This is a genomic window from Myxococcus sp. AS-1-15 (genome assembly GCF_020037055.1).
Classification (GTDB): Bacteria; Myxococcota; Myxococcia; order Myxococcales; family Myxococcaceae; genus Myxococcus; species Myxococcus fulvus.
Genome location: NZ_JAIQDF010000011.1, coordinates 104,479 through 124,096 on the forward strand (window position 1 = coordinate 104,479; position 19,618 = coordinate 124,096).

A 19,618-nucleotide genomic window follows, 5' to 3' on the forward strand; every position below is an offset into this window, starting at 1 on the left:
GGGACGGCGGGGACAGGCAGAGGGGGCGCTAACGCAGCAGCGTGCGCACGTCGCGCGCGGAGCGGGGCGCCGGCGGCGTGGCCGTGGCAGCGGGTATGGCGATGGCCAGGTGCCCGTCCTGGGGCAACGGCTGCGAGTCCAGGCCGCGGCGCAGGATGTCCTTGAGGCCCTGGTAGCGCAGGTTGCCAAAGTGCAGCGCCCGGCGGCACGCGGCCTCGGCCCGCTCTCGCGGGAAGCCCTCCAGGTGCACCACCATGGCCCGCACGCAGTGCAGTTGGTTGCAGTCATACGTCGGTCATGGACCTGTCTGCTCTGAGCCGGGCCTCACGGAGCATTGCTCGTCCGGACGTTGAATCCACGGAGTGGCTGGGGCGACGGTGTGCTCCACGATGGACGCTCCCGGCGGGCCGGCGTAGGGTCCGCGCCGGTTCCACCCTTTCTCCCGAGTGAGCACCCATGGTCTCGGCCATCTTCAATCCGGCCCGCTGGAAGCCCGTCGAGGGCCCCAAGTTCAAGGACATCACCTTCCACCGCGCGGTGGACCAGGGCACCGTCCGCATCGCGTTCAACCGCCCCGAGGTGCGCAACGCCTTCCGCCCCCGCACCGTCGACGAGCTGTCCCGCGCCCTCGAGGCCACCCGCTTCATGACCGACGTCGGCTGCGTCCTCATCACCGGCAACGGCCCGTCCCCCAAGGACGGCGGCTGGGCCTTCTGCTCCGGCGGTGACCAGCGCATCCGCGGCAAGGACGGCTACAAGTACGAAGGCGAAGAGGGCGAGTCCGACCCCGCCCGCCTCGGCCGCCTCCACATCCTCGAGGTCCAGCGGCAGATCCGCTTCCTCCCCAAGGCCGTCATCGCCGTCGTCCCCGGCTGGGCCGTCGGCGGCGGGCACAGCCTCCATGTCGTCTGCGACATGACCATCGCCAGCCAGGAACACGCCGTCTTCAAGCAGACCGACGCGGACGTCGCCAGCTTCGACGGCGGCTACGGCTCCGCGCTGCTCGCCCGACAGATCGGCCAGAAGCGCGCCCGGGAGATCTTCTTCGTCGGCGCCAACTACTCCGCCCAGGAGGCCTTCCAGATGGGCATGGTCAACGCCGTGGTCCCCCACGAGAAGCTCGAGGACTTCGCCCTCGAGTGGGCCGCGGAGATCAACACCAAGAGCCCCACCGCCATCAAGATGCTCAAGTACGCCTTCAACCTGCCCGATGACGGAATGGTCGGCCAGCAGCTCTTCGCCGGCGAGGCCACCCGCCTGGCCTACGGCACCGACGAAGCCCAGGAAGGCCGCGACGCCTTCGTCCAGAAGCGCAAGCGCGACTTCAAGCGCTTCCCCTGGTCCTACTGACTCCTCGCGCCTCGACCCGCTTCGGTGTCTCCCGGAGCGGGTCGCGCGCGTTCCCTGCCTACGCCGTGACGACCACCGAATCGGCCGAGCGCTTCGAGGGACCGTGGAACACGGCCTCGATGTTGTTCCCATCCGGGTCCAGCATGAACGCCGCGTAGTACCCCGGGTGGTACGGCCGCTCACCCGGCGCGCCGTTGTCCTTCCCGCCCGCCGCCAGCGCCGCTTCGTAGATGCGGTGCACCGTCTCGCGGTCCTTCGCTTGGAAGGCCAGGTGCACGCTGGAGGTCTTCGTCGCGCCCGGGTCCACCGGCGACACGAACAGCTCGTCCGCGAAGAAGTGCCCCGGCCCGTGCGCGCCGATGGGGATGCCCAGCACTCCCAGGATGGCCTGATAGAACCGCCGACTTGCCTCCAGGTCACGGGTGCGCAGGTGCACGTGGTCGAACATCCGGCCGCGATGGAATTCCATGGTTGCTCTCCGCCGATTTGTGCACCCCTAATGGGGTACGCGTGTGAGGAGGCGCGAGGCTGCCATGAAACCCCACTTCCTGACGTTCTTCTGTGAGCTGGCACCGGGCCCGCTCGGCGAACTGTTCGACACTGAAGGCGTCCTCGAGGACCTGCGCGAGATGCGCGCGGGCGTGAGCCTGGGGCTCGTGGACCTGACCGGCGAGCGCGCCCAGGTGGTCCGCCGCCTCAACCGCGAGGGCATCCCCGTCACCGCGTGGCTCCTGCTCCCTCCCGAGCAGGGCTACTGGTTCCACGCCGGCAACATCGTGCAGGCCCGCGCGCGCTACGAGGCCTTCCGCACCTGGTCCGCCCAGCACGACCTCAAGTGGGCGAGCGTGGGCCTGGACATCGAGCCCGACATCGAGGAGCTGCGCCGCTGGGCCCGCGCGCCCCTGAGAAGCCTCCCGGGAATGCTGTCGCGCCTCATCCTGCGCGGAGGCCGCTCGCGCGACGCCAAGGCCGGCTACCGCGCGCTCGTCGAGCGCATCCGCGCGGATGGCCACAAGGTGGACACGTACCAGTTCCCCTTCATCGTCGACGAGCGCCAGGCGCGCTCCTCCGTCCTGCGCCGCGTGGCGGGCATGCTCGACGTGCCCACGGACCGCGAGGTGCTGATGCTCTACACCAGCTTCGTGCGCCCCCAGGGCCCCGCGCTGCTGTGGAGCTACGCGCCCGGCTCCACCTCCATCGCCGTGGGCAGCACGGGCGGCGGCGTGGAGCTGCCGGGGCTGCTCGCGTCAGCTCCGCTGGATTGGACCGAGCTGTCGAGAGACCTGCGACTGGCGGTGCGGTGGACGCACGACCTGCACGTGTTCAGCCTGGAGGGCTGCGTGAAGCAGGGCTTCCTGCCCCGGCTGCGCGACTTCAACTGGGACGCGCCCGTGGAGCCGCCCTGGGTGGACTCCCGGCGCGTGGACGCCGTGCGCCGGGCCGCGCGCAGCGTGCTCGGCGTGTCGGGCCGCCTGCTGCGCTGAAGCGAGCAGGGCAGCGCACATCCGGCGGGCGGGAAGGCGCCTCGCGTCAATGTGAGGCGGCGGACGGGAAGGGTTGACGCTCGGGGCGCACGGCAGTGTCATGCGCCCCGACTCCCCGAGCTTCAAGCCCCCGCAGGCTCGGGATGGGAACGCCATGACCGACTCCTGTCCGACGACGAAGCTCCTCGGCGCGCTCGTGCTCTCCACGAGCCTGCTCACGGCCGCCCCCGCCGTGGCCGCCGCGCCCGTCAACTCCACGACCGTCCCCAACGGAGGCTTCGAGACCGCGGGCGGCGCCTCGTCCGTGCCCGCGTTCTGGACGGCCCGGGGCTCGGGCAAGGTGTCCTCGAGCGGCGCGAGCAAGGCGGAGGGCTCGCGCGGCCTGCTCATCGAGAGCCCGCAGGGCGGCGGAGAGACCACCGTCGAGTCCGGCGAGCTGAAGCTCCAGGTCGGCCAGCTCTACCGGCTGAGCGCGTGGGTTCGCACCCAGGGCGTCCAGGCGGACCCGCTCGCGCGTTATCCCACGCCCCACGGCGCGTGCGTCTCGATGAAGAGCTTCCCCTTCACCAACTGCACGCCCGCCACCAGCGCGGACGCGGGGGGCCGCGCCTCCGTCGTCTTCTTCGCCACCCAGGCCACGGACCGCGTGCAGCTCCACCTGGGCCGCAACGGCAAGGCCACCGGCTCCGTCTGGTACGACGACGTGCGCGTCGAGCCCGTGGAGGACATCAACGCGTACGTGCCGCTGGAGTCCGTGAGATGGGCGGGCAAGGGCTTCCGCTACGACGACGGCGGGTGGATCTACGTCCACATCGAGGGCGACCCGTACGAGCGCGGCCACCAGTTCGGTGAGCTCGTGCCGCAGGAGATCGTCCGCTACATGGAGAAGCTCGGCGTCCAGAAGGACAAGGCCGACCCGGCGAAGGGCTGGAGCCACCAGCGGCTGCTCGCGGACTCGCTCTTCCTGCGCAAGTTCGACCCCGAGTACCTGGAGGAGATGAAGGGCATCGCCGACGGCGCGAACAAGGCCGGGGCGAAGTTCAAGGACCGCCCGCTGGACCTCACCGACATCGTCACGCTCAACACCGCCGTGGACGCGGGCCAGCTCGAGGAGGCCAACCGCGCCACCTCCACCTCGCTGTCCGGCCGCACCTTCCTCAAGGCCGAGGACGAGGCCGAGCGCGGAGGGAAGGGTGACCACTGCTCGTCCTTCGTCGCCACGAAGTCCGCCACCAAGGATGGCCGCGCCATCATGGGGCAGATCTTCATGTGGAACGGCTACACCGGCGTCCACTGGGACGTGGTGCTGGACGTGCAGCCCACGCGTGGCCACCGCTTCGTGATGCAGACCTTCCCCGGCGGCATCCACAGCGGCGCGGACTGGTTCATCAACGCAGCCGGCATCGTCATCGGCGAGACGACGGTGGGCCAGACGCCGTTCGACCCGAACGGCACGCCGCAGAGCAACCGCATCCGCAAGGCCGCGCAGTACGCGTCCTCCATCGACGACGTCGCGCGCATCATGAAGGACCAGAACAACGGCCTGTACACCAACGACTGGACGCTCGCGGACACGAAGACGGACGAGGGCGCGTGCCTGTTGCTCGGCACGAAGAAGACGCGTCTGTGGCGCACCGGCAGCAAGGGCAACGCCGCCGACACGCCGGGCAACCTCAAGGACTTCATCTGGGCGAACAACAACAACCGTGACCTGGAGGTCCGCAAGGAGTCCGTCTCCAACCCGGACAACGCCCCCGCGGACCTGGCCTTCAACACGTGGAACCGCGACATCGCCTTCTGGGAGTACTACCAGCAGCATGGCAAGAAGGGCTTCGACCTGGACTCGGCCATCCGCATGCTGGCCTCCAGCCCCATCAACCGGCCCCACGCGTGCGATGGGAAGATCACCACGTCCGAGATGGCCGAGAAGATGATGTTCCTGGCCCACTACGGGAAGACGACGCTGCGCGAGAAGATGATCGGCAGCCGCTTCATGCCGGACCTGCCCGGCGCCACGCCGCACCTGTCCCTGGGCTACACGACGTTCAGCCCGCTCTACGTCTCCGCCAAGCTCAAGCAGGCGCAGAAGACGTGGAAGGCGCCCGAGGAGCCGCAGGCCCTCAAGCGTGACTTCTCCCGCGTGAAGGACGCCGTCGGCTTCGACGAAAAGCTCCTGTGGTCCAACACGCTCTTCCCCGCGACGGATGGCGAGAACTGGCTGGTCAGCGGCACCGCCGCGTACTGGAAGCTGCTCAAGGACGTCTCCGGGCAGGAAGGCAAGCAGGACAAGGCGTTCGAGGCGCAGCGGGACGTGCTCGCGGACCTCAATGACCGCTTCCTCTTCACCACCTCGCGCGAGGCGGATGTCGCGCCGGCCACCGCGAAGACGGAGTACGGGCGCTACGGCACGTACCTGGTGCCTCGGGTCAAGGGCACCTTCGCGCTGCACCAGCTCCGCCTGCTCGTGGGCAACGAGGGCTTCAGCAAGGTGATGAACGCCGTGCACGCGAAGTACGCGAACAAGGACATCACCACCGCGGACTTCAAGCGTCTGGCGCAGGAGGCATCGGGCAAGGACGTGAGCGCCTTCGTCGGTCAGTGGCTGGAGCGCACGGGCCTGCCGCAGCCTCGCTTCAAGGCGAGCGCGGCGCAGGTGAAGGACGGCTACGAGGTGACGCTGAAGGTGGAGCAGCCGGGCCCCAAGCCCTGGCACTTCGTCACGCTGGTGGAGGTGCGCACCGCGAAGGGCTCCACGCTGGAGCGCATCGAGGTGAAGGCCGCCGCGAACGAGACCTTCGTCCTGAAGACGGCGGAGGCGCCGGTGCGCGTGGTGTTCAACGCGGGCAACGACGTGCCCGTGGTGCGTGAGCGCTTCCAGGTGCTGGGCAACCAGACGGACGCGTGGGAGCGGCTGCTGCTGGTGCACGGCACCGCGCGGCAGACGGAGTCCATGCGCACGCTGGCGCTGGGCTACCGCGAGGTGCTCGCGGATGTGTTCACCGAGCGGCTGGTCCCCATCGCTCCGGACGCCGAGGTGACGGACGCGCAGCTCGCGGACCGGGACCTGGTCCTCTTCGGTGGAGCGGAGGACAACGCGCTGCTCGCCCGGCTGGCCTCGGAGAAGAAGCTCCCGGTGGAACTGGGGCGGCGCTTCTTCCGATGGCAGGGGAAGACCTATGGCCGCCCGGATGACGGCATCGCGATGGCGCTGCCCAACCCGTGGAACCCGAAGCGCGCACTGTACCTCTACGTCGCCAACAGCGGCCTCCAGCTGTGGCAGATGACGCGGACCTATCAGCGCAACCTGCAGGGCTGGGCCGTGTTCCGCGGTGGGGACGTGGCCTCGAAGGGCTTCCACGACCTGGATGCCCTGTCCCAGGACGTCGCGGTGACGCCGGCTCCTGCCGCGCCCGCGACGCCGGCGCCCGCGACTCCCGCGCCCGTGCCGGCTCCGGTGATGGGGCAGCGCTGACGCATCGACCCCGAGGCGAGCCCTGGTGGAGGGCTCGTCGTCATGGGGGCGGTGGGCAGCGAACCCTGGTCGCCGTGGTGGACCGAGGGGCGAGCTCACCGGAAAGGCTCGGAGGGCGTCGAGACCAGGTGCGCCGTGGCGGACAAGGCGGCGAACCCTCCTGACGGGTTAGGGTCCGGGGCCGTCGGTGCCTGGTGCTTGTCCTCGAGGCGGACCGCCACGGGGGCAGGCGCCGTCGTGGAGGGGCGCTCTGGACGCCGTGGATGCGTCGACGGGCTCAGGTCGGCGCGTCCCGACGCGTCGCCTCACGGGAGCACTGTCCGCGCGCGGGCTCTCACGCTCGGAGCGACCCGCGAGGGGCTCGCTGGTCTGCTCTCACGGAGACCTGCGGGAGAGCCAGGAAAGAGGGGAATGGCCCGGATGGCACGACCCGAGGAATAGGGTGGCCGCCCGTGTGTTTTTCCCGCCTGCCTGGATGGACGCCGGCCCTTCGGGTCCGGCAGATTCCGGCGTCCCCCAATTCTCTCGGAGCCTCATGAGCCCCAAGAAGTTCATTGCCCACCGAGCCTGGGCCAGCAGCGCCCTCGGCACCCTCCTTCTGACTGGCTGCGCCAGCGCGCCCCAGCCCGCGCCCACCGCCGAGACGCCTCCGGCCGTCGAGGCCGCGCCCGCCGCCGAAGCGCCTCCCGTGGCCGAGGCCCCCGCCGCCGCTCCCGCGGCACCCGCCGCCGTGGCCGAGGCTCCCGCCGCGGCGCCCGTCGTCGAGGAGGTCTCCGAGGAGGCCGTGCGCCGGCTGGGCGTGGAGCTGAAGAACCTGGATCGCGCCGTCCGGCCGCAGGACGACTTCTACCAGTTCGTCAACGGCACCTGGCTGAAGACCACGCCCATCCCCGCGGACCGCGCTCGCTACGGCACGTTCATCGAGCTGGCGGACAAGTCCGAGCTGGCGATGCGCGCCATCATCGAGGAGGCCGCCGCCGCGAAGAAGCGCCCCGCGGGCTCCACGCCGCAGAAGGTGGGCGACCTCTACAACAGCTTCATGGACACCGAGCGCATCGAGAAGCTGGGCCTCAAGCCCATCGCCTCGGAGCTCTCGCGCGTCAAGGCGCTCAAGAGCAAGGCGGGCCTGCCGGAGCTGTTCGCGGAGATGCAGCGCAACGGCCTGCAGACGCCGTTCGTCATGTACGTGGGCCAGGACCAGAAGCAGGCCACGCGCTACATCGCTCAGGTCAGCCAGAGCGGCCTGGGGCTGCCGGACCGCGACTACTACACGAAGACGGAGCAGCGCTTCGTCGACATCCGCGCCGCGTACCTGACGTACATCGAGAAGCTGCTCACGCTGGCGGGTGAGAAGGACGCGAAGAAGGCGGCCGAGGACATCTTCGCGCTCGAGGCGAAGCTGGCCGAGAAGAGCTGGGACCGGGTGAAGAACCGGGACCGCGAGGCCACCTACAACCTGAAGACGGTCCAGGAGCTGGACGCGCTGACGCCCGGCTTCTCGTGGGCGCGCTTCCTGAAGGCCACCGGCGCGCAGAAGACGCCCGGCGTCATCGTCCGTCAGCCCGACTTCCTCCAGGCGCTGTCGCAGACGGTGGAGGCCACGCCGCTGCCCGTGCTCAAGCAGTACCTGACGTACAAGGTGCTGTCCGGCCGCGCGCCGATGCTGTCGTCGGCCTTCGAGCAGGCGTCCTTCGAGTTCTACGGCAAGACGCTGCAGGGCCTGCAGGAGAACCGTCCGCGTTGGAAGCGCGCGGTGACGGCGGTGGAGGGCTCGCTGGGCGAGGCCGTGGGCCAGCTCTACGTGGAGCGGCACTTCTCGCCGGCCTCCAAGCAGCGGATGCAGGAGCTGGTGGCGAACCTGCGCGAGGCGTTCCGTCAGGGCATCGACGGGCTGGACTGGATGAGCGCCGAGACGAAGGCGCAGGCCCAGGCGAAGCTGTCCAAGTTCAACGTGAAGATCGGCTACCCGGACAAGTGGCGTGACTACTCGCGCCTGAAGATCGTCCCCGGGGAGCTGGTGGCCAACGTGCGCCGCAGCGAGGTGTTCGACCACGCGTACATGGTGAGCAAGCTGGGCAAGCCCATCGACCGTCAGGAGTGGGGCATGACGCCGCAGACGGTGAATGCCTACTACAGCTCCACGATGAACGAGATCGTCTTCCCGGCCGCCATCCTCCAGCCGCCGTTCTTCAACCCGGATGCGGACGACGCGACGAACTACGGCGCCATCGGCGCGGTCATCGGCCACGAGTTCAGCCACGGCTTCGACGACCAGGGCAGCCGCTCGGATGGTGACGGCAACCTGCGCAACTGGTGGACGGAGCAGGACCAGGCGGGCTTCAAGCAGCGCACGGCGGTGCTGGTGGAGCAGTACTCGGGCTTCAGCCCGCTGGAGGCCATGAAGGTCAACGGCGAGCTGACGCTGGGCGAGAACATCGGCGACCTGAGCGGCCTGGCGGTGGCGTACAAGGCCTACACGCTGTCGCTGCAGGGCAAGGAGGCGCCCTCCATCGCCGGCTTCACGGGGCCGCAGCGCTTCTTCCTCGGCTGGGGGCAGATCTGGCGCGGGCTGTACCGCGACGATGCGATGCGCCAGATGCTGTTGACGGATCCGCACTCGCCGCCGCAGTACCGCGTCAACGGCGTGCTGCGGAACATGACGGAGTTCTACGAGGCGTTCGGCGTGAAGGAAGGCGACGCCGCGTACCTCGCTCCCGAGAAGCGCGTGAAGATCTGGTAGTGCGCTCCCATGCCCCACGGTCCGACCTGGACGGTGGGGCGTGGACGTCTGGCTTCCCTGGCCCCTCCCCGGAGGGCCATGGGGGCCGGGTGGACAGGGGCTCGCGGATGTTTAGGCTGGGGGACTCCTGTCCCCGAGGTCTCGCTCCGTGAGCCCCATCCTGCTTCGGCTCGTCTGTGGTCTGTTGTTCTCCGCGCTGGTGTTGGGCGCCGTGGTGCGCCCCCCGGAGAACCTCACGCAAGGGCTGGGCATGTTGCTGCCCGCCAGCATGCTGCTGGGCGTGGCCCTCAAGGGCCCCCGGCGCAACCTCATCCCCAAGAAGAAGGCCGCGCCGGTGTCGCCCTCGCTGCCGGACGTCTGAGGTTCGCCTCTCCCCGACGGCTTCATCCGCTAGGATCGTCCCGGAAGGACTCAGCGGAGGCACGACATGGGGCTTCGCGATGCGATTGAGCAGCAGTTGGCGCTCGTGGAGGAAGAGCCGCGCAACATCGTCCGACTCCAGCGTGCCGCTGAATTGCTTCAGCGGGCGGGAGATGCGCGGGAGGCCGCGGAGATGTTCTCCCGAATCGCGCGGGAGTACCTGCGCGACGGCTTCCATCTCAAGGCCGTGGCGCTGCTGAAGCAGGTGCTGACGCTGGAGCCGAGGGCCGCCTCATCTCGGGAGCTGCTCGCGGAGGCGTGTGCGCAGGGCGGCTCGACGCAAGAGGCCCATGCCGTCTACAGCGCCCTGCTGGAGGAGTATCGCTGGGCAGGGCGGGCGGAGGACATCGCGCGTGTCCTCCAGGCCATGGCGGCCGTGGGCGTCGTCGAGCGGTGACGGAGGCTCGCGGCGCGAGCCCTCCGTCGGTACATCGCGTCCGTCAGCCCTTCTTCGCCGTGGGCTTGTTGATGTTGGCGAAGAAGTCGTTGCCCTTGTCATCCACCACGATGAACGCCGGGAAGTCGACGACCTCGATCTTCCACACGGCCTCCATGCCCAGCTCCTCGTACTCGAGGACCTCCACCTTCGTGATGCAGTCCTTGGCCAGTCGCGCCGCGGGACCACCGATGGAGCCCAGGTAGAAGCCGCCGTGCTTCTTGCACGCGTCCGTCACGGCCTGCGAGCGGTTGCCCTTCGCCAGCATCACGAAGCTGCCACCCTCCGCCTGGAACTGGTCCACGTACGCGTCCATGCGACCCGCCGTCGTCGGACCGAACGAACCGGACGCGTAGCCCTCCGGCGTCTTCGCCGGACCCGCGTAGTACACCATGCGGTCCTTCAGGTACTGCGGCATGCCCTCGCCCCGGTCCAACCGCTCCTTGAGCTTCGCGTGCGCGATGTCGCGCGCCACCACCATCGGCCCCGACAACGACAGGCGCGTCTTGATGGGGTAGCGCGACAGCTCCGCGCGCAGCTCGCTCATCGGCCGGTTCAGGTCCAGCTTCACCACCTCGCCGCCCAGGTCCGACTCCGTCGTCTCCGGCAGGTACTTCGCCGGGTCCGCCTCCAGCTGCTCCAGGTAGACGCCGTCCCGGGTGATCTTCCCGAGGATCTGCCGGTCTGCCGAGCACGACACCGCGATGGCCACCGGGCACGACGCCCCGTGACGTGGCAGACGGATGACCCGCACGTCGTGGCAGAAGTACTTGCCGCCGAACTGCGCGCCGATGCCCATGCGCTGCGTCAGCTCCAGCACCTTCTGCTCCAGCTCCACGTCGCGGAAGCCCCGGCCCAGCGCGTTGCCCTCCGTGGGCAGCGTGTCCAGGTACCGCGCGGAGGCGTACTTCGCCGTCTTCAGCGCGAACTCCGCGGACGTGCCGCCCACCACGATGGCCAGGTGGTACGGCGGACACGCCGCCGTGCCCAGCGAGCGGATCTTCGCGTCCAGGAACGCCAGCAGGCTCTGCGGGTTCAGGACCGCCTTGGTCTCCTGGTACAGGTAGCTCTTGTTCGCCGAGCCGCCACCCTTGGCCATGAACAGGAACTTGTAGGCGTCACCCGCCGTCGCGTAGAGCTCGATCTGCGCGGGCAGGTTGTTGCCGGTGTTGACCTCCTTGTACATGTCCAGCGGCGCCATCTGCGAGTAGCGCAGGTTGGACGTGCGGTACGTGTCGAACACGCCCCGGGAGATGGCCTCCTCGTCGCGCCCGTCCGTGAGGACGTGCTGGCCCTTCTTGCCCATGACGATGGCGGTGCCCGTGTCCTGGCAGGACGGCAGCACGCCACCAGCGGCGATGTTCGCGTTCTTCAGGAGCTCCAGCGCCACGAAGCGATCATTCGAGGACGCCTCGGGGTCCTTCAGGATGTTCGAGAGCTGGCCCAGGTGCCCGGGACGCAGCAGGTGGGCGATGTCGCGCATCGCCTCGCGCGTCAACAGGGAGATGGCCTCCGGCGCCACCTGGATGAAGGAACGCCCGGCGGCCTCGATGGGCGTGACGTAGTCCTTCGTGAGCAGGCGGTAGGGCGTCTCGTCCTTGCCCAGCGGAAGCATTTCCTGGAACTGAAAGTCGGTCATCTCACGGCCTTTTCGAGGAGTCTCCGGCGCCGAGGAGTAGCCCCCCGTGGCTCAGTCGTCCAGGGGTTCGAAGGAGGACTTCGGAGACATGCAATCCGGGCACATCCAGTCGTCCGGGAGGTCTTCGAAGGCCGTCCCCGGGGGGATGCCGGTGTCGGGGTCGCCCAGAGCGGGGTCATAGATGTGCTCGCACGCGGTGCAGCGGTAGCGCCTGGCCTTGGACATGGAGTGAGGATAGCGCGGTCTGGGAGGGGAGGGGGCCTGACGGTCGTCTGGTGGTCAGCTTGCCCGGCTGACAACTCGCGGAGGGCCCAGGTTGTGCGATGCTGTGGACCCCCGTGGCTTCCTCTTCCGTCCAAGCACTGTGGCTCGGCATCCTGGCTCTCGCGAGCGCCACGGCGCGCGCGGCCGAGCCCTCCTCCGTCGAGCAGCGCGCCCGCGAAGACCTGGACCGTCAGCTCCAGGCGCTGGTCAAGACGCCTCCGCCCGAAATCGTCATCACCTACGAGGGCCTGCCCGGCGCCGGCGGCGCGCGGGCCTACAAGCTCCTCGAGGTGGACTTCATCCTCAATGGCCAGCCGCTGGCGGTCCCCGGGCTGGACGTCCTCAGCGGCCCCGGTGTCCACCGGCTCGCGGCGCTCAAGGTGGACGAGGGCTCGTACACGCTGGTGTCGCGCGTCACCTACACCAACAACGACACGTGGAACCTCTTCAGCGAGGAGAGCGGCTTCCTCTGGAAGATGACGGCGTCCGTCACGTTCCAGGCGCAGAAGGGGCTGCGCATGAAGGTGCGGGTGCTCCCCGGCATCAACCCCACCGCGCCGGACCCCCGCCTCAAGCTGAAGCTCAACCATGACGTGTCGGCGGAGATGACCGCGCAGCTCGCGGACGCCTCGCTGGTCGAGGACGCGGGCACGCCCGCCGTGGTGGCCCGGGCGCCGGTGACGCTGCCCCTGCCGCCTCCGCCGGTGACGCCGCCGCCCACGACCCAGCCGCTGGCGATGGCGCCGCCCCCCGTGGCGACGCCGGAGCTGGGGCCCGTGGCGCCGGGCAAGCTGCTGTTGAAGGTGCTGTCGGGCAAGAAGCCGGTGGAGGCCACGGCGTATGTCCGGGGCAAGGGCGCGCCGCAGCAGGTCATCCTCGAGAAGAGCGCGAAGAAGCCCGTGCCGGTGATGCTGCCTCCGGGCGAGTACACCGTGGACGTGCTCTCCAAGGGCTTCCTGGCCCAGACGCGTCAGGTGAAGGTGACCCGCGAGCGCGAGGCCACGGTGTCCTTCACGCTGACGAAGGCGCCGGCGAAGAAGACGGCGCAGGCCAGCGTGAAGAACGAGCGGGTGGAGCTGCCCAAGCCGCCGCGCTTCGCGGAGAAGCAGGCCGCGCCGCGCAAGGGGTCCACGGGTGACATCGCGCTGCTGGTGGACATGCTGGTGCGGGACGAGTCGCTGAAGCTGCGGCTGGAGGGGCACACGGACAACCGCGAGGCGCCCGCGACGGCCCGGCAGGCGCTCTCCGAGGCGCGTGCGAAGGCCCTGGCGGACGCGCTGGTGCGCGAGGGGCTGAATCCCACGCGCATCGAGACCGCGGGCCTGGGGGACACCCGTCCCAAGGCGCCCAACCTGATTCCTCGCGGCCGTGAGCTGAACCGCCGCGTGGACATCGTGCTGGTGCGCGGCAAGTAGCGCGGGCCGCGCCCGCGTCCCCGGATGGGCTAGTGTCTCCCTCGAAGGGGGGAGTCCATGCGTGCCATCTGCTTCACGGGAGTGCTGCTGCTAGGCGGTGCGGTCCTCGTCACGTCGTGCGCCGGAGCCGAGCCGGAGGAGACAGCGACGGTCTCCAGTCAGCGGCTCGAGGCGTACCGGGAGCCCGACTCGGAGGTGTACGTCGTCGAGGGTGACCTGGCCTTCGATGGCGCGTCGGCGCTCCGGGCGTACCTGGAGCCTTCGGAGGGGCCGGGCCTCGTGGTGGGCTGTCCCGAGGGTGTCATCGTCAAGTGGACGCCCTCCGAGGCGCGCGACCTGCGCTACTGCGTCAGCACGGCGTTCGGTGCGAGGCACGCGGTGGTGGTGAACGCGTTGAACCAGGCGGCGGCCGCGTGGGAGGCGGCGGCCAACGTGGACTTTCTCCACGCGTCCAGCTTCGACGGCGCGTGCACGGCCTCGCAGGCAGGGGTCATCTTCGATGTCCGTCCCGTCAACGGCGCGGCCTACTACGCGCGGGCGTTCTTCCCGAACGCGGCTCGCTCGGCGCGCAACGTCCTCATCGACACCACGGCCTTCGGCTCCATCGCGCCGTACACGCTGGCGGGCCTGCTGCGGCACGAGTTGGGACACGTGCTGGCCTTCCTGCACGAGTCGAGCGCCACGTGTCCGGGGCAGGCCAACACATGCCCGCTGACGGACCCTGACCCGGCCTCGGTGATGCACTATCCCGGGTGCGGACGCATCGCGGGCGATCTGGTGCTGAGCCGCTTGGATGCCCAGGCCGCGGGCTTCTTGTACCCGTAGGCGTCAGCGGCCCGCGGCGCGCGGCTTCGGGGCGGGCGCCACGCGGTACTCGCCCGTCTTCGTGTCGATGCTCGTGCGCGGCACCCGCCGGCTCTCCTCGAACCCGGTATACGCGGGCGCGAGGCTCCGCCAGAGGGCGAGGAGCTTCGCGTCCGTCCCCGCCTGGGCCTCCAGCGCCGTCATCCCCGCCGCGTCGAGCCTGCGCGGGAAGATGTGGATGATCGGGTCCCGCTTCGTGTGCGCGCGCGTGTCGAGGGCCATCAGGTACAGCTCCTCGATGGGGCCGTCCTCGATGGCGATGCACCCGATGCTCACGCAGTCCCCGTGCACGTAGATGTCGCCGCCGAGCGAGACACCGGGCGTCTTGTGGTGCTTGTCCGCCGCGTTCGGATAGCTGACCCGCATGGACAGGTGGTAGCTGCTCACCGGGTTGAAGAGGTCGATGGTGTAGAAGCCCTCGGGGACCTGCAGGTCTCCCTGCCTCCGCTTGGGGCCGAGCTCGCCGGACGCGGCGCAGAAGGGATAGGTCCGCACCTTCACCAGGGGCCCGTCCTTCGGACCCGCCCAGACCTCCAGCTCGCGCTCGTGCTTGAAGGCCCGCACGTAGAGCTGCTCGGTGGGCCACGGGGTCTTCGCCGCGGCGAAGAGGGCGGTGACGTCCTTCATGCGGCCCTGGCGCGCCGTGGCGACGCGGTCCTTGGCCTGCGCGCCCAGCGCGACGAGGACGCCCAGGAGGCTGACGATTCGGAAGAGGGAAGGGCTCATCGCGGCTTGGACACCGCGTGTCCCGGCATCGTTCCCGCGCTGTCCGTCATGGCGCGTGACGCTCCCGGCGCAAGGGCCGCCAGCGGTACGCGCACTCGGTCAGGTGGAGCACCGAGTCCAGCCGCGCGCCCGGCGCGAGCGGACCGTCCTCGAAGTACTCGCAGTACAGCTCCACGGGCGTGCAGAAGCGCGCGTTCCACGGTGCACGGTCGATGGTGAGCACGTAGACGAAGTCGCCCGAGACGCCGAGCGCGTCGTAGCACTCGACCAGGGGCTCGTGCAGGTCCTCCAGTCCCGCCCACACGCTGCCGACGGGAGGCTCGGTCCTGGGGCGCGTGTCGAACACCGCCACCAGTCGCCCCCCGGCGAAGCGCGCCGCCGGGTCCACCGCCAGGGTGAGCAGCTCGCCCTCGCGGGCCATCACCATCTGGGCCTCGCCGAACTCGTGGAAGCGGAACTCGTCCAGCGTGTTGCCCACCCGGCGCATCACCGGATCATTCGTCTCGCTGCGCACGAAGTAGCCGCCGCGCCGCCACTCGCCCCGCGCGTTGCGGTAGCGCACCGCGGCCCGGTAGCTCACCTGGTAGAAGCACACGCCGAGCAGCGGAGACACCCCCTGGGGGCGCATGTCGCGCAGCGAGGACATCAGCACCTGCACCCACGCCGTGCCTCGGTGCAGCTCGGGCACCAGGGGCGCCGGCAGGATGCGCGCGAGCCGCTCCGGGTCCACGGCGTAGTTGAGCGACACGGCCTCCACCCAGTGCGTCTGCACCTGCGTGAGCCAGGGCACCGACGGACACTCCTCCATGTCCGGAGAGCTGGGGCTCGGGTCCTGACTCGCCGCGAGCAGGCCCTCGGCATGTCTGAGCGCCTCGTGTCCGGAGGGCGTCGGTGTCCAGCGGCGTCGCTCCTGTCGCACCAGCCCGGCGCCCGAGAGGGCTCGCAGCGCGGAGCCTGGATCCTCCACTCCCGCGAGCGAGAGGCGTGCATGGAGCTCCTGCTCGTCCAGCCCCCAGGGCTCGGTCGCGAGGGCCACCAGCGCGGCGAGCGACTCCGGCTTCATACCAGCCGCGCCTCGGGGCGCTGCGACGCGAGCCTGCGCAGTCGGGCCCGGTGCAGCGCGAGCCCGCCTCCGCACTGCACCACGAGCCACAGTCCCGCCAGCAGGCCGTAGGCGTGGTCCGGCAGGCGGGTCATCACCAGCGCCATGGCCGCGAAGAAGGCGGCCACCGCGAACCAGACGCGGCCCATCAGCGCGCCCATCATCGAGAAGGCCGTGGCGAACAACACGCAGGACATGGCGGGCATGAACAGCCGGTCCAGACCGAGCAGCCAGTTGCAGAGCGCCACCAGCACCATGCCGCCCACGAAGGTGCTCCAGATGGCCCAGATCTGCCGCTCGATGAACGAGCGCGCGCCCGCCGTCTGCCCGCGCTTGAGCAGGAAGATGGTGACGATGTTGAAGCCGAGCACCAGCGCCCAGAGCACCACGTAGGCCTGGGGCGTGCGGTGGCCCCCGGTCCACAGCCACTGCGTGCCGGCGAAGCCCGCGGCGTTGGTGAAGCCATGGAGCATCCAGATGACGCCCCAGTTCTGGAGGGCCGAATCATCCCGTGCCTGGGAGACGACCCGGCGGATGAGCTCGAGGGCCTGGTTCGCTTCGTCGCGGTTCATCGTGGCGCGAAGTCTACGCGACCCGGCGCGGCGCGCGGAGGGGGGGCTCCCGTGAGGAACGCCTCCACCTCTTCCAGCCGCGGGCTCCGGGGCTCGGAGGTGGGCGCCACGGCGTCGCGGGCCGAGAGCGCCAGGGCCCGGGCCCGCTCCGGTTCCACGCCTGCTTGCCGCAGCGCCCGGGCGAGGGCGAAGCGTGTCTCGGCGAGCGTGAAGGCGCTGGCCCCATCCTTCTCCCAGTCCTCCAGGGCCTGGTCGAGGAGGCCGCGGGCCTGCTCCGCGTCTCCCTTCGCCAGCAGCACCTGTCCCAGGATGGAGCGCGCCTCCGCCAGGTCCTCGGGCAGGGAGGACCCGGTGCGCTCTCGCAGCGTCACCGCCTCCCGGGCCACGCGCTCCGCGTCCACGAGCCGGCCCGAACCCAGCAGGGCCATCGCCAGCCGGCACAGCGGCGTGGCGCGCTCGGCGTGCACGCCCAGCTCGCCCAGGAGCGCGGCGGCCGCGCGGGCCTGGGTGGCGGCCTGCTCGAAGCGACGCACCTTCAGGAAGATCTCCGCCATGCGCGTCTGGAGGTCGGCGTGGCGTTGGCTGCGCCGTCCCTCGGCTTGGGCGGCGTCCAGCTCCGCGCGCATGGCCTCCACGCGCGCGACTGCGTCATCCACCTTCCCGAGCCCCGCGAGGACCACCGCGAGGTTCCCCGCGACGAAGGCCCGGTCCGGGTGGCCCGGAGGTCGATGCTCGCGGGCGAGCGCCCAGGCGCGCTCCAATGCCTCACGCGCCGGCTCGTAGCGTCCCCGCGAGGCCTCCACCGCGCCGATGTTCCCATGCAGGCTCATGAGGTAGCTGGCCGGCTGTCCCGGGCCGTGGATGCGCTCGAAGAGGTGGATGCTCTCGTCGTACGTCGCGAGTCCCTCGTCGTAGCGGCGCAGCTTGATGAGCGTGCCCGCGAGGTTGTTGAGCGTCATCGCGACGAAGGGATGCTCGGCGCCCACGTGCCGCACCAGCAGCGTCCGGGTGCGCTGTTGCGTGGCCAGGGCCTCCTCGAGGCGTCCCACGCCGCGTTGCGCGGTCCCGAGCGCGAGCAAGGCATCGAGGAGGACATACGCGTCCTTGCCCTGCGTCCGCTCGCGGATGGCGATGCACCGCTCCAGCTGGACGATGGCCTCCGCGTGGCGGCCCTGTCGGGTGAGCACCAGCCCGTGGGCGAAGGTGAGGTTCGACTCGAGCTGCTCGTCGCCGCCGATGCGCTCCAGCTGGGCTTGCGCCAGGTCGCGCCACAGGTCGGCGTGCTCGGGGCGCTCGGCCAGCTCTCCCTCGACCTGGACCAGGAGCGTCATCTCCTCGATGACCCGGTCGTCGTCGCGGCCCACCTGGGAGGCCAGCACCGCCTGGCGCAGGAGCCGCGCGGCCTCCTTCTCGTCCCGCTCGTGGAGCTTCACGCGGCCCTGGGCGAGCAGCGCCTCGCCGAGCAGCGGCTTGTAGCCCACCGCGCGCGCCGCGGCCTCCACCGTGGCGGCGAGCGCCTGGACCTCGCTCCAGCGCCCCGCGATGTCGCGCGCCTTCGCGTCCGCGAGCGTCTCATAGGCCTCGCGCACCTTCTCCACGTCGGGGCCCTTCGAGGGAGGCGGCACCGGCCGCGCGAGCGCCTCCGCGTCGTCGCAGCTCGAGACGTCACTCAGCCCCCGCGCCATCTGGGGCGCACCGGAGACCTCGTTCGCGTTGGCGGTGCGCAGGACGTCCACCAGGGCGCGCAGCTCACGCCTGGCGCGCTCCAGGCAGTTCATGCGCAGGTCCATCGCCGCCTCGGACTGCTCCTGGCGGACGTGCGTGTCCTCGCAGGCGTCGCGATGGGCCTCGGTCCACGCTCCGACCTGCGCATCCAGGGACTGACTCAAGGCCGCGTGCGCGCTCTCCGCCTCGGGAGCCTTCGTGGCGAGGAAGGCTTCGCGCAGGGACGCCTTGCGAGACGCGTCCCAGATACCGACGAGCCGCGACGCGCTGTCCGTGCACGGCCGGGGCCCTCGCGTGACGAGGATGGCGGTGAGGACCGCGGCCAGGCCCACCAACGCTCCCGCGGCTCCCAGCCAGCGCGACGTCCTGGGGAAGGCCGCGCGCTCCAGCGCCACGAGGAGCGCGTCCATCGACGGGTAGCGCTCGGTGGGAGCAGGGCAGAGCCCGCGTTGCACCACGGCGAGCAGCGCGCGGGGGACCGAGGCGCGTGCGAGGGCCTCGCGTGCCTCCGGAGCACCGGGCTTCACACCGGACAGCCCCTCGAACAGCGCGACGCAGAAGCTGAACTGGTCCGAGCGCGCATCCACCCGTCCTCCCGCCAGCACCTCCGGCGCGATGTAGCCCGGAGTGCCGGCCGCGGCCGTGGAGGCGATGTGCGGCGCCGGTTCGATGTCCGTCGATGCGCGAGCGGGCAGTGACTCCATGGGCGCGGCGAGGCGCGCGAGCCCGAAGTCCGTCACCTTCGCGCGCCCGGCGCGGTCCACCAGGACGTTGTCGGGCTTGAAGTCGCGGTGGATGACACCGGCGGCGTGCGCGGCGGCGAGCCCGTGCCCCGCCTGCAGATAGAGGCGGGTCACCCCTCGCCAGTCCGGACGCGCGCTGGCCAGGTGCTGGCGCAGCGTGCCGCCCTCGACCAGCTCCATCGCGATGAAGACCCGGTCGTCGACCCGACCCACGTCGTGCACGGCGACGACGGAGGGATGCTGGGTGCGCGCGGCGGCGCGGGCCTCGCTCAGCACCTGGTCCGTGGCCGCGACCAGCTTGAGCCCGACGCGTCGGTCGATGCTCGGGTCATAGGCCGCGTAGACGACACCCATGCCCCCGGCCCCGATTCGCTCCAGCACCACGTAGCGTCCCAGGAGCGTGCCCCTCTCCAGCGCGGACAAGGGCATCCGTCGTGACGACGGCGGTGCCTCGAGCAACGTGGTGGGCGTCCGTGGCGCATCCGTTGGTGTGTCCGGCGTCGACGGCGCACGCGCGCGCAGGAAGCCCGCGAGCCGTGCCTGGCAATCGGGGCAGCGGTCCAGGTGGGTGTCCGCCCGGGCCCGCAGCTCCCGCGACGCCACTCCGTCCGCGAGGTCGAGGAGCTGGGGGTCATCCAGGCACGCGGTGTCGGAAGCTGGCGCCAT

Annotated in this window: 16 protein-coding genes; 8 read left to right on the forward strand and 8 right to left on the reverse strand. The window is 70.5% G+C overall.

What is annotated here, in order from left to right; genetic code table 11:
• Positions 1 to 28 precede the first annotated feature (28 nt).
• Positions 29 to 256: a hypothetical protein gene (locus K8625_RS27280; RefSeq protein WP_223784352.1), complete on the reverse strand. Its 228-nt coding sequence runs from the start codon at positions 254 to 256 to the stop codon at positions 29 to 31.
• Positions 257 to 456: 200 nt separating this feature from the next.
• On the opposite strand from K8625_RS27280, the gene K8625_RS27285 reads away from it, so the two are divergent.
• The gene (locus K8625_RS27285; RefSeq protein WP_046713424.1) at positions 457 to 1,350 is read left to right on the forward strand and encodes a 1,4-dihydroxy-2-naphthoyl-CoA synthase; all 894 of its coding nucleotides are present in this window, start codon (positions 457 to 459) and stop codon (positions 1,348 to 1,350) included.
• 58 nt (positions 1,351 to 1,408) lie between these two features.
• On the opposite strand, the gene K8625_RS27290 is transcribed toward K8625_RS27285, so the two are convergent.
• Entirely contained in the window at positions 1,409 to 1,819 is a 411-nt protein-coding gene (locus K8625_RS27290; RefSeq protein ID WP_223784353.1) for a VOC family protein, read from the reverse strand.
• Positions 1,820 to 1,883: 64 nt separating this feature from the next.
• Here K8625_RS27290 and K8625_RS27295 point away from each other — a divergent pair, with 64 nt between their 5' ends.
• The 5 genes from K8625_RS27295 to K8625_RS27315 all read left to right on the forward strand — a co-directional run bounded on the left by K8625_RS27295 (position 1,884) and on the right by K8625_RS27315 (position 9,863).
• Entirely contained in the window at positions 1,884 to 2,834 is a 951-nt protein-coding gene (locus K8625_RS27295; RefSeq protein WP_141330775.1) for a hypothetical protein, read from the forward strand.
• Positions 2,835 to 2,988: 154 nt separating this feature from the next.
• Positions 2,989 to 6,306, forward strand: coding sequence for a C45 family autoproteolytic acyltransferase/hydolase (locus K8625_RS27300; protein WP_223784354.1), 3,318 nt, complete (start codon positions 2,989 to 2,991; stop codon positions 6,304 to 6,306).
• A gap of 535 nt (positions 6,307 to 6,841) precedes the next feature.
• Positions 6,842 to 9,046 carry a M13 family metallopeptidase gene (locus tag K8625_RS27305; RefSeq protein ID WP_223751097.1) on the forward strand — a complete coding sequence of 735 codons (2,205 nt, stop codon included), beginning with the start codon at positions 6,842 to 6,844 and terminating at the stop codon, positions 9,044 to 9,046.
• 148 nt (positions 9,047 to 9,194) lie between these two features.
• Complete coding sequence (locus K8625_RS27310; RefSeq protein ID WP_074956834.1) at positions 9,195 to 9,407, forward strand: hypothetical protein; 213 nt, start codon at positions 9,195 to 9,197, stop codon at positions 9,405 to 9,407.
• Between the two features lie 66 nt (positions 9,408 to 9,473).
• Positions 9,474 to 9,863, forward strand: coding sequence for a hypothetical protein (locus K8625_RS27315; RefSeq protein ID WP_223784355.1), 390 nt, complete (start codon positions 9,474 to 9,476; stop codon positions 9,861 to 9,863).
• Positions 9,864 to 9,906: 43 nt separating this feature from the next.
• Here K8625_RS27315 and K8625_RS27320 read toward each other — a convergent pair whose 3' ends face one another.
• Entirely contained in the window at positions 9,907 to 11,541 is a 1,635-nt protein-coding gene (locus K8625_RS27320) for a fumarate hydratase (RefSeq protein WP_141331257.1), read from the reverse strand.
• 51 nt (positions 11,542 to 11,592) lie between these two features.
• Complete coding sequence (gene rd / locus K8625_RS27325) at positions 11,593 to 11,766, reverse strand: rubredoxin (protein ID WP_063789776.1); 174 nt, start codon at positions 11,764 to 11,766, stop codon at positions 11,593 to 11,595.
• 98 nt (positions 11,767 to 11,864) lie between these two features.
• Between rd and K8625_RS27330 the strand changes: the two genes are divergently transcribed.
• Positions 11,865 to 13,220, forward strand: coding sequence for an OmpA family protein (locus K8625_RS27330; protein WP_223784356.1), 1,356 nt, complete (start codon positions 11,865 to 11,867; stop codon positions 13,218 to 13,220).
• Between the two features lie 57 nt (positions 13,221 to 13,277).
• Positions 13,278 to 14,045, forward strand: a complete 768-nt coding sequence (locus K8625_RS27335) for a hypothetical protein (protein WP_223784357.1) — start codon at positions 13,278 to 13,280, stop codon at positions 14,043 to 14,045.
• A 3-nt stretch (positions 14,046 to 14,048) separates the two neighbouring features.
• Here the strand turns inward: K8625_RS27335 and K8625_RS27340 are convergent, their stop codons facing one another.
• From K8625_RS27340 to K8625_RS44280, 4 genes are read right to left on the reverse strand one after another with little or no spacing between them, the layout of a single operon-like run.
• The gene (locus tag K8625_RS27340; protein ID WP_223751102.1) at positions 14,049 to 14,810 is read right to left on the reverse strand and encodes a murein L,D-transpeptidase family protein; all 762 of its coding nucleotides are present in this window, start codon (positions 14,808 to 14,810) and stop codon (positions 14,049 to 14,051) included.
• A 46-nt stretch (positions 14,811 to 14,856) separates the two neighbouring features.
• Entirely contained in the window at positions 14,857 to 15,873 is a 1,017-nt protein-coding gene (locus K8625_RS27345; protein ID WP_223784358.1) for a DUF2071 domain-containing protein, read from the reverse strand.
• Positions 15,870 to 16,484, reverse strand: coding sequence for a hypothetical protein (locus K8625_RS27350; protein WP_223784359.1), 615 nt, complete (start codon positions 16,482 to 16,484; stop codon positions 15,870 to 15,872). Before K8625_RS27350 ends, K8625_RS27345 begins: the two co-directional genes overlap by 4 nt.
• Positions 16,481 to 19,618, reverse strand: coding sequence for a serine/threonine-protein kinase (locus K8625_RS44280; RefSeq protein ID WP_305070923.1), 3,138 nt, complete (start codon positions 19,616 to 19,618; stop codon positions 16,481 to 16,483). Before K8625_RS44280 ends, K8625_RS27350 begins: the two co-directional genes overlap by 4 nt.